The sequence below is a fragment of the Acidovorax sp. 93 genome (assembly GCF_003633835.1).
GTDB lineage: Bacteria > Pseudomonadota > Gammaproteobacteria > Burkholderiales > Burkholderiaceae_C > Acidovorax > Acidovorax facilis.
The window spans coordinates 4,696,508-4,710,408 of record NZ_RBIT01000001.1 but is presented as its reverse complement, the minus strand read 5'-3'; the positions used below and the strand labels follow the sequence as shown (position 1 = coordinate 4,710,408).

General features: G+C 67.9%; 16 protein-coding genes. 6 read left to right on the top strand and 10 right to left on the bottom strand.

Features of this window, described 5'->3' with window-relative positions:
* Positions 1-8: 8 nt before the first annotated feature.
* Positions 9-530 carry a hypothetical protein gene (locus tag C8C93_RS21445; protein WP_121508229.1) on the top strand — a complete coding sequence of 174 codons (522 nt, stop codon included), beginning with the start codon at positions 9-11 and terminating at the stop codon, positions 528-530.
* Positions 531-671: 141 nt separating this feature from the next.
* Here C8C93_RS21445 and C8C93_RS21440 read toward each other — a convergent pair whose 3' ends face one another.
* Positions 672-1,571, bottom strand: a complete 900-nt coding sequence (locus C8C93_RS21440; protein ID WP_121508228.1) for an oxidoreductase — start codon at positions 1,569-1,571, stop codon at positions 672-674.
* 171 nt (positions 1,572-1,742) lie between these two features.
* Between C8C93_RS21440 and C8C93_RS21435 the strand changes: the two genes are divergently transcribed.
* Positions 1,743-2,717, top strand: a complete 975-nt coding sequence (locus tag C8C93_RS21435) for a LysR family transcriptional regulator (protein WP_121508227.1) — start codon at positions 1,743-1,745, stop codon at positions 2,715-2,717.
* A gap of 192 nt (positions 2,718-2,909) precedes the next feature.
* The gene (locus C8C93_RS21430) at positions 2,910-3,422 is read left to right on the top strand and encodes an SRPBCC family protein (RefSeq protein ID WP_055401106.1); all 513 of its coding nucleotides are present in this window, start codon (positions 2,910-2,912) and stop codon (positions 3,420-3,422) included.
* 38 nt (positions 3,423-3,460) lie between these two features.
* On the opposite strand, the gene C8C93_RS21425 is transcribed toward C8C93_RS21430, so the two are convergent.
* Complete coding sequence (locus C8C93_RS21425) at positions 3,461-4,336, bottom strand: hypothetical protein (RefSeq protein ID WP_233559533.1); 876 nt, start codon at positions 4,334-4,336, stop codon at positions 3,461-3,463.
* Between the two features lie 108 nt (positions 4,337-4,444).
* The gene (locus tag C8C93_RS21420) at positions 4,445-5,245 is read right to left on the bottom strand and encodes an SDR family oxidoreductase (protein ID WP_055401108.1); all 801 of its coding nucleotides are present in this window, start codon (positions 5,243-5,245) and stop codon (positions 4,445-4,447) included.
* A gap of 137 nt (positions 5,246-5,382) precedes the next feature.
* On the opposite strand from C8C93_RS21420, the gene C8C93_RS21415 reads away from it, so the two are divergent.
* Positions 5,383-6,306: a LysR family transcriptional regulator gene (locus tag C8C93_RS21415; protein ID WP_121508927.1), complete on the top strand. Its 924-nt coding sequence runs from the start codon at positions 5,383-5,385 to the stop codon at positions 6,304-6,306.
* Between the two features lie 191 nt (positions 6,307-6,497).
* Here C8C93_RS21415 and C8C93_RS21410 read toward each other — a convergent pair whose 3' ends face one another.
* The 4 genes from C8C93_RS21410 to C8C93_RS21395 all read right to left on the bottom strand — a co-directional run bounded on the left by C8C93_RS21410 (position 6,498) and on the right by C8C93_RS21395 (position 9,104).
* Entirely contained in the window at positions 6,498-7,073 is a 576-nt protein-coding gene (locus C8C93_RS21410; RefSeq protein WP_121508226.1) for a DUF1439 domain-containing protein, read from the bottom strand.
* A gap of 184 nt (positions 7,074-7,257) precedes the next feature.
* Positions 7,258-7,509 (bottom strand): hypothetical protein, encoded by a 252-nt coding sequence (locus C8C93_RS21405; protein WP_055401112.1) that lies wholly within the window; start codon positions 7,507-7,509, stop codon positions 7,258-7,260.
* Between the two features lie 167 nt (positions 7,510-7,676).
* Positions 7,677-8,162 (bottom strand): GNAT family N-acetyltransferase, encoded by a 486-nt coding sequence (locus C8C93_RS21400; RefSeq protein WP_121508225.1) that lies wholly within the window; start codon positions 8,160-8,162, stop codon positions 7,677-7,679.
* 63 nt (positions 8,163-8,225) lie between these two features.
* On the bottom strand, positions 8,226-9,104 hold the full coding sequence (locus tag C8C93_RS21395; protein ID WP_121508224.1) for a PA4780 family RIO1-like protein kinase: 879 nt from the start codon (positions 9,102-9,104) through the stop codon (positions 8,226-8,228).
* A gap of 192 nt (positions 9,105-9,296) precedes the next feature.
* Between C8C93_RS21395 and C8C93_RS21390 the strand changes: the two genes are divergently transcribed.
* Positions 9,297-10,145 carry a hypothetical protein gene (locus tag C8C93_RS21390; protein ID WP_121508223.1) on the top strand — a complete coding sequence of 283 codons (849 nt, stop codon included), beginning with the start codon at positions 9,297-9,299 and terminating at the stop codon, positions 10,143-10,145.
* 150 nt (positions 10,146-10,295) lie between these two features.
* Here C8C93_RS21390 and C8C93_RS21385 read toward each other — a convergent pair whose 3' ends face one another.
* The 3 genes from C8C93_RS21385 to C8C93_RS21375 form a co-directional block, all read right to left on the bottom strand.
* A complete protein-coding gene (locus C8C93_RS21385; RefSeq protein ID WP_121508222.1) occupies positions 10,296-10,718 on the bottom strand; it encodes a hypothetical protein in 423 nt (140 codons plus the stop codon).
* Between the two features lie 358 nt (positions 10,719-11,076).
* Positions 11,077-11,856, bottom strand: a complete 780-nt coding sequence (locus C8C93_RS21380; protein WP_233559532.1) for a tRNA-uridine aminocarboxypropyltransferase — start codon at positions 11,854-11,856, stop codon at positions 11,077-11,079.
* Entirely contained in the window at positions 11,853-12,461 is a 609-nt protein-coding gene (locus tag C8C93_RS21375) for a class I SAM-dependent methyltransferase (RefSeq protein WP_121508221.1), read from the bottom strand. The genes C8C93_RS21380 and C8C93_RS21375 overlap by 4 nt, the downstream gene beginning before the upstream one ends.
* 124 nt (positions 12,462-12,585) lie before the next feature.
* On the opposite strand from C8C93_RS21375, the gene C8C93_RS21370 reads away from it, so the two are divergent.
* On the top strand, positions 12,586-13,821 hold the full coding sequence (locus C8C93_RS21370; RefSeq protein ID WP_121508220.1) for a helix-turn-helix domain-containing protein: 1,236 nt from the start codon (positions 12,586-12,588) through the stop codon (positions 13,819-13,821).
* Positions 13,822-13,901: the final 80 nt, after the last annotated feature.

Below are 13,901 nucleotides of genomic sequence, written 5' to 3'. Positions count from 1 at the left end.
CGAACACCATGCAAGACACCACCACAACCCCGGCCACCGGCCACCACGCCGCCCGCGACTTCGACTTCCTCATGGGCTCCTGGCACATCCACAACACGCGCCTGGTGCACCGGCTTCAAGGCTGCAACGAGTGGGAGGTGTTCGACGCTACCGGCACCGCACGCCCGCTGCCCGGCGGCATCGGCAACTACGACGACTTCATCCCCGCCACCTGGAAGCCCGGCTTTGTGGGCATGGCGCTGCGCGTGTTCAGCCCTGAGGCACAGCGCTGGAGCATCTACTGGCTCGACAACACCACCGGCGGCGTGGACCCGGCCACTGGCCTGCTGCATCCGCCCGTGGTGGGCGGGTTTCGCGATGGCGTGGGCATCTTCGAAGGCCAGGAGAACTTCGAGGGCCGCCCCGTGCACGTGCGCTTCGAGTGGTCGCAGATGCACACCGGCGCACCGCGCTGGCAGCAGGCTTTTTCGGACGACGGTGGGGCCACCTGGGAAGTCAACTGGGTGATGGAGTTTGCGCGGCCGGTGTGAGGCCCTGCACACCATTGCAGGGGTGGCCGGCTGGCAGGGCATCCGCCATTCCATCCAACCACACCATCGCCACCGATTGAGAGCAAAAATAGCATCCAGCGCTTATCCTATAAGCACTAACAGCTATTAAATCAGGAGCTTTTATCCAGCAGACAGCGCCTGGGCGTCCTCACGCTCCTGCACCGGGAAATCCGTGGACGCCGCCACGGCCCGCCACTGCGCGGTTTCTTGCGCGACGAAGGCGTGCGTGTCGGCAATGGTCTGAAGCGTGTCCGTGCCCAGCGGCAGACGCAGCGGCGGCGTGGGGCTGGCTACCAGCTTCATCACGGCCTGGGCCAGGCGCACGGGGTCGCCAGGCTGGTTCAGGTTGATGCGGCGCGCAGCCTCGCGCACGGCGCCCGCGCTGGCGGCGTAGTCGTCCAGCACACGTGGCGCCACGGCCAGCGAGGCACCATCAAGGAACTCGGTGCGGAAGTACCCGGGCTGCACCGCCGTGGCACGGATGCCCAGCGGGGCCAGTTCGGCGTGCAGCGCCTCGGTCAGGCCTTCCACCGCGAACTTGGTGGCGCAGTACACGCCAAAACCGGCACTGGAGCGCACGCCACCCAGCGACGAGATGTTGATCACGTGCCCTGCGCGGCGCGCGCGCATGGCGGGCAGCACGGCCCGGGTCACATGCAGCAGGCCGAACACGTTGGTGTCGAACAGTCGCAGCACTTCGTCGGCGGTGGATTCCTCGACAGCGCCCAGCAGGCCGTAGCCCGCGTTGTTGACCAGCACGTCGATGCGGCCAAAGCGCTCCAGCGCGGCGCCCACTGCGTGGCGGGCCTGGGCTTCGTCGGTCACGTCGAGCGCCACCGGCAACAGTGCGTCGCTGGGGCCCAGGCGCCTTTCAATCGACGCGGCATCGCGGGCCGTGGCGACCACGGCGTCGCCCTGGGCGAGCGCAGCCTCGGCAATGCGGGCGCCAATGCCGCGCGAGGCGCCGGTAATCATCCAGACGCGGGGGAAGGAGGAAGGGAGAGCAGTCGAAGCCGTCATGGCGGAAGTCCTTGAAAGGGATTGAAAGCGGGGTTCTGGCAAACGCAGCACGCTGAGATGCAAAGGCGCGGCCATGGAGGTGAACTGTAGGCAGACCATTGCCATCGCACTAGACCATAATTGCTGACTTCATTCACAAGTGAAACTTGTCAATACCTCGGAACGGACACCATGGCCATCAATGAACTGCGTGCCATTGCCACGTTTGCCAAAGCCGCCGAACTGGGCAGCCTGCGGCAGGCGGCCTCGGCCCAGGGCATCACCCCGCAGGCCGCCAGCCTGGCGCTGGGGCAGCTCGAATCGCACCTGGGCGTGCGGCTGTTCCACCGCACCACGCGCAGCCTGAGCCTGACCGAGGAGGGGCGCCAGTTTCTGGAGGCCGCGCAGCCGGGCCTCTCGACCCTGCAGCGGGCGGTGCACGGCGCGCGGCGCGGGCGCGAGGAGATTGCGGGGCCGCTGCGCATCGTGGCACCACGCTCCATCATGCTGGAGGTGGTCTGGCCCGTGCTCGACGTGTTCTGCCGCCGCCACCCGCTGGTGGAGCCCGATGTGCAGCTGGACGACCGCATCGGCAACTGGGTGGAGGACCGGGTGGACGTGGGTTTCCGCTCGGGCTACCCGCCCGAGGGCGGGGTGATTGCGCGGCGCCTGATGGCGCTACAGCTGGTGGTGTGCGCCACGCCGGACTACCTGGCCCGCCATGGCACACCCACCCGCATCGAAGACCTGGCGCAGCACCGCTGCAGCGGGTTTCGCCACCCCACCACCGGCAAGCCCATGCCGTGGGAGTTTCAGGTGGGCGATGACATCGTGGCCCATGCCATACCGCCAGCGTTCTGCGTCAACGACATCGAGCTGGAAGCGCGCGCCGTGCTGGGCGGCCACGCCATCGGCCAGCTTGTCGGCGTGACGGCGGCGCCACTGGTGCGCAGCGGACAACTGGTGCCCGTGCTGACCGAATTCGTGCCCCAGCACCTGGGCCTGTACGTGTACTACGGCAGCCGGGCGGCGGAGCCGGCCCGCGCGCGCGCCTTCATCGATCTGGCGGTGGAGATGCTGGCCGACAACCCGGCGTTCGGACTGAGCGTGCAGGAGCTGCGGGCCCCGGCTCCAAAGCCCCGGCGACGCAAAGCCTCGGCCACCTGAACGGGCGCAGGCCGCCGATGGCTGCCGTGCGCGCCCGCCGCGTTGGCGCACAACGCTTTCGCCCGGGAAAGGGGCGATTGCGGGTCATTTGGCAAACAGTCCGTTGCGGAGAAGGGTATTTATCGGTGTGGTCGCACGCCCTACAGTGACTTGACTGCCCGAGAGGGCGGAAGCAACGCACCGGATTCACCCATGACCACCTTCTCTGCCACGGTCCAGACGCACATCAAGGCCTCCCCGGCACTGGCGTTCCAGCACATCGCGCCCATTGACCCGCGCGCCCTGTTCACCGGCTACGGGCCTTTGCCCGCAGTGATCGGCACGCGCGACCAGACGGGCGCCTGGGACACGCCGGGGCAGACGCGCACCGTGGCGCTGTCCGACGGCAGCGTGGCCGAAGAAAGGCTCAAGCACTACCACCCGGCGCAGTACTTCAGCTACACCGTCAGCGGCTTCACCGGGGCACTGCGCTGGCTGGCCACCGGGGCCAATGGGGCCTGGTGGTTTGACCCGCAGGCGGGTGGCACGCAGACCACGGTGCGCTGGCGCCACGCGTTTCATCCCCGCTCCAAATGGGCCGCGCCGGTGCTCTGGCTGCTGGCCAACGTGCTGTGGCGCGGCTACATGCGCAAGGCACTGCGGCTGGCCAAGATGCAGATCGAGACCCCACTGCGTGCGCCCGGAGGCCCAGCGATTTCAGCCTGAGGCGGCCCTCATCCAAGCCGACGGCGGCCCACCACGGCTCAGTTGCTTTTGGCTTCGAAGAATGGCGTGCCCTGAATGGCCGACGGGCTGACGGTAAACGTTCTCAGGGGCTCCAGGGGCGGGGTCTCGCCTTGCTTCGGCGCAGGGCGCGGGGCGCCAGGATTCAGCGCGGGGGCTATGCAACCCGTGCGCACCGTTTGCACCACTTCAGGGTCCAGCGCCCGGCGTCTGCCCAGGCGGCTGCCCGACAGAAACAGCATGTCTCCTTTCAGCTCGGCCCGCTGGCTCATCAGCGGCAAGGCCTGCAGCGGATCAAACCCCACACGCACTGAATTGGCACCGTCCAGCCGGTACTGCACCACCTTCACGACCGCTGGCTTTCCCGGGGCTTCCTCCACCACGTCGCCCAGGTAAAAGTAGCGCACGGCCTCTGCAGGCAGTGGGGGCAGCGGATAGTTTTCAGACCAGCTGCTGTGGTCCGGGCCAAACAGCGGGCGCAGCGTGGCCGGGGCCTTGTCATCCGCCGACACCGCAAACACCGGCGCGCGGGCACTGGACAGCGTGGGGCCGTGGAAGTCGAACTCCACCATGGCGCCCAGCGCTGCCACCTTGCGGGCGTATGCCGGGAACAAGGTCTGGTCCTGCCGCACCTGCTGCAGCCGGACTCCGCTGCCTTCCGCCTTCCAGCGGCCCGCCATCAGCATGTCCAGCACCCCACCCGTCACCGCAAAACAAAAGGTGTTGTCGTCCAGCAGCGCCAGTTGCGTGATGGTGTCCACGGAACGCCCCCGGTATTCGCCCACATAGCCCGACTCGGCGGGCGTGGCTGCGTGCAGGGAGACGCTGACCATCAGCGCGGTCAACGCTGCTGCAGGGGCGCAGGCATTGCGCAAAGTGCGGAGGGTGAGGTTCACAAAAGGGTCCCAGGTGGAAGGGTGGGCCACTATATCGCCCTGGGCGCAACCCGCGCGCGCAACGCCACCCACCAGCACAAAGCCCAAAGAGCCCCGAGCTACCTTGGCTCAGGCAGCAAACCCGCCATCGATGAGCAGGCTGGCCCCGGTCACCATCCCCGACTCCGGCCCCGCCAGATAGGCCACCATGCCCGCGATCTCGTCGGGGTGGGCATGGCGGCCGAGCGCCATCATGCCGTGCATGTTGCTGGCCAACGGGCCATCGGCGGGGTTCATGTCGGTGTTGACCGGGCCGGGTTGCACGTTGTTCACCGTGATGCCACGCGGTCCCAGGTCGCGCGCCAGCCCCTTGGTGAGGCCCACGATGGCGGCCTTGCTCATGCCATAGACGCTGAAGCCTGCCCATGGCACACGGTCGGAATTGGTGCTGCCGATGGTGATGACGCGGCCATAGGCACCGCCCTGGCCCATGTGGCGCACGGCAGCCTGCGTGGCCACAAACACCGCGCGCACGTTCACGTTGAGCGTGTGGTCGAAATCGGCGAGGGCAAAGCTGTCGATCTCGCCCGCCACCGCCACGCCGGCGTTGTTGACGAGGATGTCGAGGCGGCCCAGCGTGCGCGCGGCCGTGTCGATGGCTTGCGTGAGGGCGGCGGCGTCTGCACTGTCGGCACGCAGCGCCAGGGCCTTGCCTCCGGCAGCTTCAATAACCGCCACCAGCGTCTGCGCGGGGGCCTCGGAGCTGCTGTAGGTGAAGGCCACGGCCGCTCCGTCGCGCGCCAGGCGCTGGACGATGGCGGCGCCGATGCCACGCGCGCCGCCGGTGACAAAGGCCACCTTGCCCGCCAACAGGCGTGACGCGCTGGCAGGCAGCGTGGTGGGGGCGGATGTATCGGGCACAGAAGACATGGTGTTTTCCTAAAAAATCAGATGGTTGAAAGGTTCTTCACGGAACCAGGAACACCTGCAGTTTCAGAAAAACATTGCTTTGCGGGTAGCCATGAATGGGCTGGATCTATTTCAACCTACAGTTGAAAATGCAAACCATGCAACCCCTGAGCCACCTCGAATCGTTCGTCAAATCCGCCGAGTGCGGCAGCTTCTCGGCCGCCGCGCGGCTCATGGGCCTGACGCCTGCCGCCGTGAGCAAGAACGTGGCGCGTCTGGAAGCAGGCCTGGGCGTGCGGCTGTTCCAGCGCAGCACGCGGCGCCTCACGCTCACCGAAGGCGGGCAGCGCCTGCTGGCGCAGATCAGCCCGCCGCTGAACGCGCTGGCCGATGCGGTGGACCACGCGGCCGAGGCCGAGCAGCAGCCTGCGGGCACGCTCAAGGTGAGCATGGGCCTGGCGTTTGGCCGTGCCTACATCGTGCCGCTGCTCACCGAGTTTTTGCAGCGCTACCCGGCCATCCAGCCCGACTGGCGCTTTGAGAACCGCCAGGTGGATCTGATCGGCGAGGGCTTTGACGCCGGCATTGGCGGCGGCCTGAACCTGAACCCCGACATGGTGGCGCGCACGCTGGGGCCGATCCACCTGGTGGTGGTGGCCGCCCCCGCGCTGCTGCAGGGCCGCAAGGCGCCGCGCCACCCGGCAGACCTGGCGCAGTGGGACGGCATTGCGCGCCGCGCCATCCGCACGGGGCGCGTGCCGGTGACCACGCTGCGCAACAAGGCGGGCGACGCTGCAGCGGCGGTGTTCCGCCCCCGCATCGTGTTCGACGACCCCGAGGCCATGTGCCAGGCCGCGCTGATGGGCCTGGGCCTGGCCGTGCTGCCCATGCCGTTTGCGCAGCCCTGGCTGGCGCGCGGCGACCTGGTGCGGGTGCTGCCGGGCTGGTGGGCGGATGCAGGGCCGACATCGCTGTACTACCCCAGCAAAAAGCTGCTGCCAGCGCGCACGCGGGTGTTTGTGGATTTTGTGGTGGAGCAGTTCGCGCTGCGCGGGTTTGCGCAGCGGGTGCGGGGCGATTGAGCGCAAGCCCCTGCGCGAGAAAGACCTGCGCAACCTGCGCCACCCTCGGCCCAGCCCTGGTGGGAGAGGGCGGGGAGAGGGAGAACAAGCGCGGCGCCCCCGAAGCCCCGTCTCCCCCACCCGCTCCCACGAGGGGAAAGGGAGTTAACCCCGGCGCTGCGGCGATGGAAGGCGGCCGTGCCCAGCGGGCGTCATGGCTGCTTGCCCACAAACGCCACGGTGAGTCCCTTGGCCGTCACCGTGATGGGCCCGGGCTGCAGCCCCAAGCCGTCGAACATGGCCGTGTCCTGCGGGCGCAGCTGGTGCAAGGTGACTTCGCGCAGGGATTGTTCGGCCAGCACGGGGGCATAGGCATTGATCAATTCGGTGACGGCCGGTTTGAGCGTGGGGAAATCCAGCCGCCCCAGCCGGATCTGGTGGGCGCGCAGCGTGCGGTCACTGGCTTCATAGCGCAACGCAAACTCCACATCGAACGTGCCCGCGTGGCTGCGCCGCAGCGCAGCGCCCGCCGCGTCCACCGCCATGACGGCGCCCAGGCGATTGACCTCAGGCAGCAGGCGCAGGCGCGGGGGTTGCAGGGTGAGATCGAACAGGCCTTGCACCGGCACACTGCGCGGGAACTTCGTGGCCACCATCTCCTGCAGCTGCGCGAGCGGCACGGTGTAGCTGGGCTGGGCCCACGCGGCACGCCCTGCCAGCAGCAAAGCGGCGCTGCCCAGGGCCAGGCCGCTGCCGGTGGTTCTCAGAAATCGTCTGCGGTGCAGCATGAGGCTATCTCCTTGATAGGCCTGTGTGACACGCACTAGATGAAAAGGTGCCCCATTTGTGGGCCATGGCTGTGTATCCATTCGCACAGCCCTGCAAGCCGTTCGCAGCCATGGGTTGGAACCAAAAATGACCGCTGGCGCTTATCCAACAAGCGCGGACCTCTCTCCATGGAGATGCGATTGCTTATCGCCCCACCACCGACCAGCCTGCCTTCTGGTTGCCCTTGTCGTTCTCATACTCCCACGCCGTGCCGCAGCGGTCGCACACATAGCGGGTGATGGTGACGGAGCCCGTCTCGCGGTCTTCCTTGCGGTTGCCGCGCTGCACCAGCTCGGCGTGGCCCGGCGCCTTGCGCCAGTTGCGCTGGATGCCCTGGCAGGGCTCGCACAGCGCCATGGGTTTGAGTTCGTTCTGTCGGGCCAGGTCTTTGGTCATGGGGTGTCAGCCGTCGTGGGCCGGTGTGGGTGGGTTTGTCTGCTGCGGGGCGGCTACTGTAAGGCACCTGCGGGTGCAAAGACACAGCCTGGTGGCTGAATCACATGGCAAATTGGCATCTAGCGCTTGATAGGCAAGCGTAACCAGCTATCAAATCAGGAGTTGCCTTAGCCCATCACCAGCGCCTTGGCCATGCGCGCGTTGTGCAGCACCACACCCGCGCGCTCCACCTGCTGGCGCGCTTCCACCGCGAAGCCCTGGGCGGCAAAAAAAGGCTCGGCCGTCAGGCTCACATGGGCGTTCAAGCGGGTGATCCCGCGCTGCGCCGCCTGCGCGTGGAGGTGTGCCATCAGCGCCCGGGCCACGCCCTGGCCTGCAAACGCCGGGGCCACAAAAAACATGTCGATGGTGCCGCTGGCCTGCAGATCGGCAAACCCAGCTATCGCCCCGCCGTCTATTGCTTGCGCGATGAAGGGCTGGTTGGCCCGCATGCGCTCGGCCCACTGGGCAGCGTCATGGTGCAGCGGCGCCCAGGCGGCGAGTTGTTCGGCGGTGTAGTCCTTGCAAGCAAGGCCATGCACCGAGGCATGAAAAACGGCGCGCAACGCGGGTTCGTCGCCAGGGCAGAAGTTGCGGATGTGGAAGGAAGGCATGGCGAGCGAACTGCAGAGAAAAAGGGGCGCGATGGTGCCACAGCGCAGCGCGGTGAAGAAATCTCAGCCCGCCGCCATGCGCAGCCTGCGCGCTGCATCTTCGTCGCGCGCGTCGTCGATCTCGCGCAGCACAGCCTGCATGTCCACATCGGCATGCGTGGGCGCATAGATGCCGGTGAGCGGCGTCTCGTTGCTCAGCAGCCCGCTCTGGTACAGGCTCCAGATCTCGGGGCCGTATTGGGTGGTGCGCAGCTCGGGGGCAAACTGGCCGAAGAAGTCGCGCAGGTTGGCCACGTCGCGCAGCAGCATGCGCTGGGCGTGGTTGTTGCCCGCAGCGTCCACGGCCTGGGGCAGGTCGATGATGACGGGGCCATCGTGGCCGGCTTCTCCACCTTCTGCGCCCGGCAGGTGGGCCAGCAGGATGTTGAACTCCGACAAGTCACCATGCACCACGCCCGCACACAGCATGCGCACCACCTCGGCCACCAGCGTGGCGTGGTGGGTGCGCGCGTCTTCGGGGGTAAAGCTCACATCGTTCAGGCGCGGGGCGGCGTCACCGTGGGCGTCGGTCACCAGCTCCATCAGCAGCACGCCGTCATGAAAGTTGTAGGGCTGCGGCACGCGCACGCCGGCAGCGGCCAGGCGGTAGAGCGCATCGACCTCGGCGCTTTGCCAGGCGGCCTCTTGCTCTTGCCGGCCAAACTTGCTGCCCTTGGCCATGGCGCGGGCCGAGCGTGAGTTCTTGACCTTGCGGTTTTCGGTGTAGTCCACCGCCTGCCGAAAGCTGCGGTTGTTGGCCTCTTTGTAGATCTTGGCGCAGCGCGTTTCATCACCACAGCGCACCACATAGACCATGGCCTCCTTGCCGCTCATGAGCTGCCGGACCACGGTGTCGATCAGGCCTTCCTCAATGAGGGACTGCAGGCGGGGGGGAGCTTTCATCGGGTCAGTGCGGTAGAGGGGGAATGGTCCATTGTCGTTGCAAGGCCACAAGAGCACGGCGTGCCCAGGGCCTTGAACGACAATCCGACGGCTTTTCAGTGTGATGACGGGCCGCCCCTGGGCACGCCGCCGTTCCACCGCCTTCTCTTTTTCTTGCGCCGTACCAGGCGCTGCCGCCCGGAGACACCCCCCATGCCCTTCGCCATTGCGCTCCCCGCCACCGCCCCGCGCGCTGCCGTGTTGGCGGGGCTTCTGATCGGGGGCGTTGCGGTTTCGCAGCCTGCGGCGGCTGCCGGGTTCCGCCAGGGTGCCTATGCGGACTCCTTGGGCAGCACCGCCGTGGTGTGCGTGACAGCGCAGCACATGGCCAGCCTGACGGCCCCCGCCTGGAAGAGCGCCATGCAGCAGCGCGGCATGGACTGCACGGTCAGCGAGTCTGACCAACCCATGCCCGGCCATGAGACCTGGAAGGCCCGCTGCGTCGCCCCTGCCCAGGCCGCAGGCGCCAGCGCCGCGCACCTGTACCAGTTCACCGTGCACGCCGATGGCGAGCAGCTTGTCATCGACAGCGGCATGCAGACCTCGGCGGGCCGGCAGATGATGAAGAAGGCCTTTTTCGGCACCTACCAGGGGGCGTGCGCGCCCGGCACCCCACCCCTGGACGTGTGGGCCTACCTGGATGGCACGCACAGCATGGGGACACCTGCGCAGGCCGATGCACGCAAGGCGGTCGCCATCGACCTGATCCGCTGCGGCAATGTGTTCAACGGCCTGTCGCTCAGCGTGGCAAAAGCCCGGCAAGAAGGCATGCGCGCCGCTGCGGCGGCCATGCTGGAAGCAGCGGTGGAACTGCACCCGGGCGAGGGCGACTTCCACATCGACGCGCTCAAGAAATCAGCGCCCGAGGTGTCGGCCGAACTGGTTGGTACGTCGGCAGAAAAGAAGTTTGCGCTGTACCAGACCTGCAGCCCGTATCTGGAACCAGACGGCATCACCAAGGCGGTACAAAGCCGCGTGGCAGCGGGTGCCACCCCACGCTAGTGGGGTGTTGCACGCTATCCGGCACGTGGAACGGCGATTCGTTCGCAACAGCAGCACCTCGGTTCAGCCACCTCACGGTGCCCACAAACACCAACGCCCCGCACCACGCACAGTGGTGTCGGGGCGCTGCTTGGGGCTAGGAGTCTGCGCTTATTTGTCCAGCTCGGCGGCCAGCATGTCCCAGCTGGGGTACGAGCTTTCATCGAGAGTGATCGCACCCTTGCCTGTGGCAAACTTGAAAGCGGTGGTGCCGGTGCGGGCAAATTCCAGGGTCTTGAGTTGGCACACTGCGGCCTTGGAAGGGGCATCGTTGCAGTAGCGCGGGGCGTTGTCCACGATGGTGCCGGCCGCGTAGCGCACCTGGCGCAGGTGATCCACGGTCTGAAAGCTGTCCTGTTTCACATCCATCTTCACATCGCAGCCGCACGATTGCTTGAGGGTGCTGGCGGCGGTTTTCAGCGCGGGGGCCACCTCGGCAGCAAAAAAGTCGCGCTCGGCCTTGCCGGCATGGGCCAGCGATGCGACAGCCAGGCTGAGGGTTGCGACGAGCAACAGGGGGGTCTTGTTTTTCATGGTTCTCCAACGGGTTGGCTTTGGGTGTGCAGGCCCCTGCCCCTCCCGGACAGACGGGCCGCGCCAGAGGTGGTGGCGCCAGCGCCGAATTTTGCGGGGGGCCAGGTGCAGCGCTTGTAACAACGCGGTAACAGCGCATGCTTTTTGGGCAACAGGTCATGCACGCACGCGGCCCGGCAGTCCGAGGGGCGATGGCTCAGAGGCTGAGAGTTTTTTTGCCGAGCCCGAAAGGCACGCGAAAACGCCTCGGATCTAGGCGCAAAGCACAGCCATAGCTCGGGCTATGGCGAGCATTCGCAACGACGAGCCGGGGCGTTTCGGCGTGCAAGGCGGGCATGGATAAAAGACTCTCAGACTCTCAGCCGCGGCCCTGCGCCAGAAGCCGGAGCCGTGCGTGCGCCGCCCCGTTCACGTCCGGCGGCAGCTGGTGCTTGGCCTGCAGGTAGTGGTGGGTGAACACGTCCAGGTACGCCTCCAGCGCCTGTGCGGCCTGCAGCTCGCCCGCCAGCTCCAGGCACAGCGCGCCCACCTCGGAGGTGCAGAAATGGTCCGTGCGCGTGGAGCGGCGCAGGTGGTAGCGTGAGAGCTGCTCGGGCTGCAGGCTCAGCACGGGCAGGCGGTCCAGGTACGGGCTCTTGCGGAACATCTTGCGCGCCTCGGGCCAGGTGGCATCGAGCAGGATGAACAGCGGGCGCTTGCCCGTCGGCTCGGTGCTGCCCACCTGGGTGACCACGCGCCCGGGCTCCACAAACTCACCCGGAAACACCACATACGGCTGCCACTGGGGGTCGGCCAACAGCGCCAGCAGGTCGGGGTGCACCTCGGTGCGCGCCCAGCCAAACGCGTAGGTGTCGGCCACCACATCGGCAATCAGCCAGCCGGTGTTGCTGGGCTTGAGCGGTTCGATGTCGGCCATCAGCAGGCACATGCCCGCGCGCGTGGGCAGCACGGGGCGCAGTGCGCAGATGCAGTGGCTGGGCACCAGGCGGCAGCCCGTGCAGCGCTCGCCCTTGGGGCCGCCCCGGGCCAGGAAGGGCTTGGCGCTGCGGGCCAGGCGCTCGGTGCGCAGGCGCGATACCGCATGGGGCGGGTGCGGCACCGCCTGCGGCTGGGGCGGCGGCACAGGGGTCGCCGTCACTGCCCGCCCGCCTGCTCCAGCGCAAACAGCGGCAGCTCGGCCCGGCGGCTGAGCCACACGCCGCCACCCAGCTCGATGGCGCCTTCGCGCAGGCCGCGCCGGTACAGCTCGGCACGGTGGCGGAACACGCGGTTGTCGGTGATCTCTTCGTCGATGATGTCGCTCTCAAAATCCTCGCGCGACACAGCCTCGACATACAGCGCGCCTTGTGTCAGACGGCCCAGGTTGAGCAGCGCGGCCTTCAAATCCGGCGGGCTCAGGTAGGGCAGTACGCCCTGGCAGATGACCAGGTCATACGGCGCATCGGCCGCATAGTCCACCACCGAGCCCTGCTGCCAGCCAAAGCGCTCGCACAGGTAGGGGCTGAACTCCACGCCCTGGTAGCTGGCCTGCGGAAAATGCTGCGCCACGATGCCCTTCCACAGCCCGATGCCGCAACCCACATCCAGGACGCGGTTCACCGGCACGCGCAGGTACTTGAGGTAGCTGCACACGAAGGTGCCCAGGCGCTCCATGTGCGCCGGGTCCACCACGCTGGTCTTTTTGTCGAAGTAAAAGCGCTGGTAGTAGGCCTCGTCAAAAGTGGTGGCGCTGGCGGATTTCAATGGCGGGTCCTTGTGTCTTTTGGTGGGATGCGCACCACCCATGGTGCGACCGTGCGAAGCGTCCAAGTATCCACCACGTGTTCTCACACACCATCCCAAAGGCACGCTGGGTTAGTCTGTCGCCATGGATTCGCTGATCTCCGCCGCCGCCCGCGCGCTGGCCGCAGGCGACGCCCTGGCCGCCCTTCAGCGCGTGGCCCTGCGCGACGACCCCCCGGCCCTGGCCCTGCGCGGCATTGCCATGGCCCAGCTGGGCGAGCACCCGCGCGCCCGCGATCTGCTGCGCCGCGCCGCACGCGGCTTTGGCGCGCACGAGCCCGTGGCCCGCGCCCGCTGCGTGGTGGCCGAGGCTGAGGTGGCCCTGGCCCAACGCGACCTGGGCGGGCGAGCGCAGGCGCTGATGTCGGCAGGGGCTACGCTGCAGGCCCACGGTGACATCGCCAATGCGCTGCAGGCACGGTTGGTGGCAGCGCGCACGCTGATCCTGCTGGGCAAGCTGGACGAAGCATCGGCTGCACTGGCAGGCACTCCCACCACCGACGCCACAACGCGACTGCCCCCTTCCCTTGTCGCGGTGGCCGAACTTGCCGCCGCAGAGCTGGCCCTGCGGTCACTGCACATCGGCGCAGCACGCACCGCCCTGCAACGCGCGCAACAGGCTGCCGCCCAATCCGGCGTGCCCGCGCTGCTGACCGAGGTGGCGCAGGCCCATGCGTTGCTCGAACAGCCCGCTGCGCGCTGCCTTGCGAATGGCGCCGAGCACACGCTGCGGCTGGACGACGTGGCCGCGCTGCTGGCGTCCCCCACGCTGTGGGTCGTGGACGCCTGTCGCCACGGCGTGCGCGCGGGCGAGGTGTGGCACCCGCTGGCACGCCGCCCTGTGCTGTTTGCGCTGGTGCGCGCGCTGGCTACCGCGTGGCCGGGCGGCGTGGACCGCGAAGCCTTGATCGCCAACGTGTTCCGCACCCGCCACCCCGACGAAACCCACCGCGCCCGCCTGCGGGTGGAAATCGGCCGCCTGCGCGCCCTCATCGCGCCGCTGGCCGGGGTGGAGGCCACGCCGCGCGGCTTTGTGCTCCAGCCCCACGGCGGACGCACTGTGGCCGTGCTGGCGCCGCCGGTGGAGGGCGAGCAGGGCGCGCTGGTGGCGCTGCTGGCCGACGGCGCAGCATGGTCCACATCCGCCCTGGCGCTGGCCCTGGGCGACAGCCAGCGCACCGTGCAACGCGCACTGGCTGAACTGGAAGCTACCGGCCGCGTGCGCGCCATCGGCCAGGCCCGCGCACGCCGCTGGCTGGCCGCGCCCCTGGTGGGATTCACGACGATCTTGTTACTCCCCACCGCGCAGCCGATTGCCTAAAGTGGCTTCACCGCCCAACGCACAGCGCCCTTGCCGTGCACCGGGTACCTACCCTCAGGAGCTACCGAGATGACCACAGC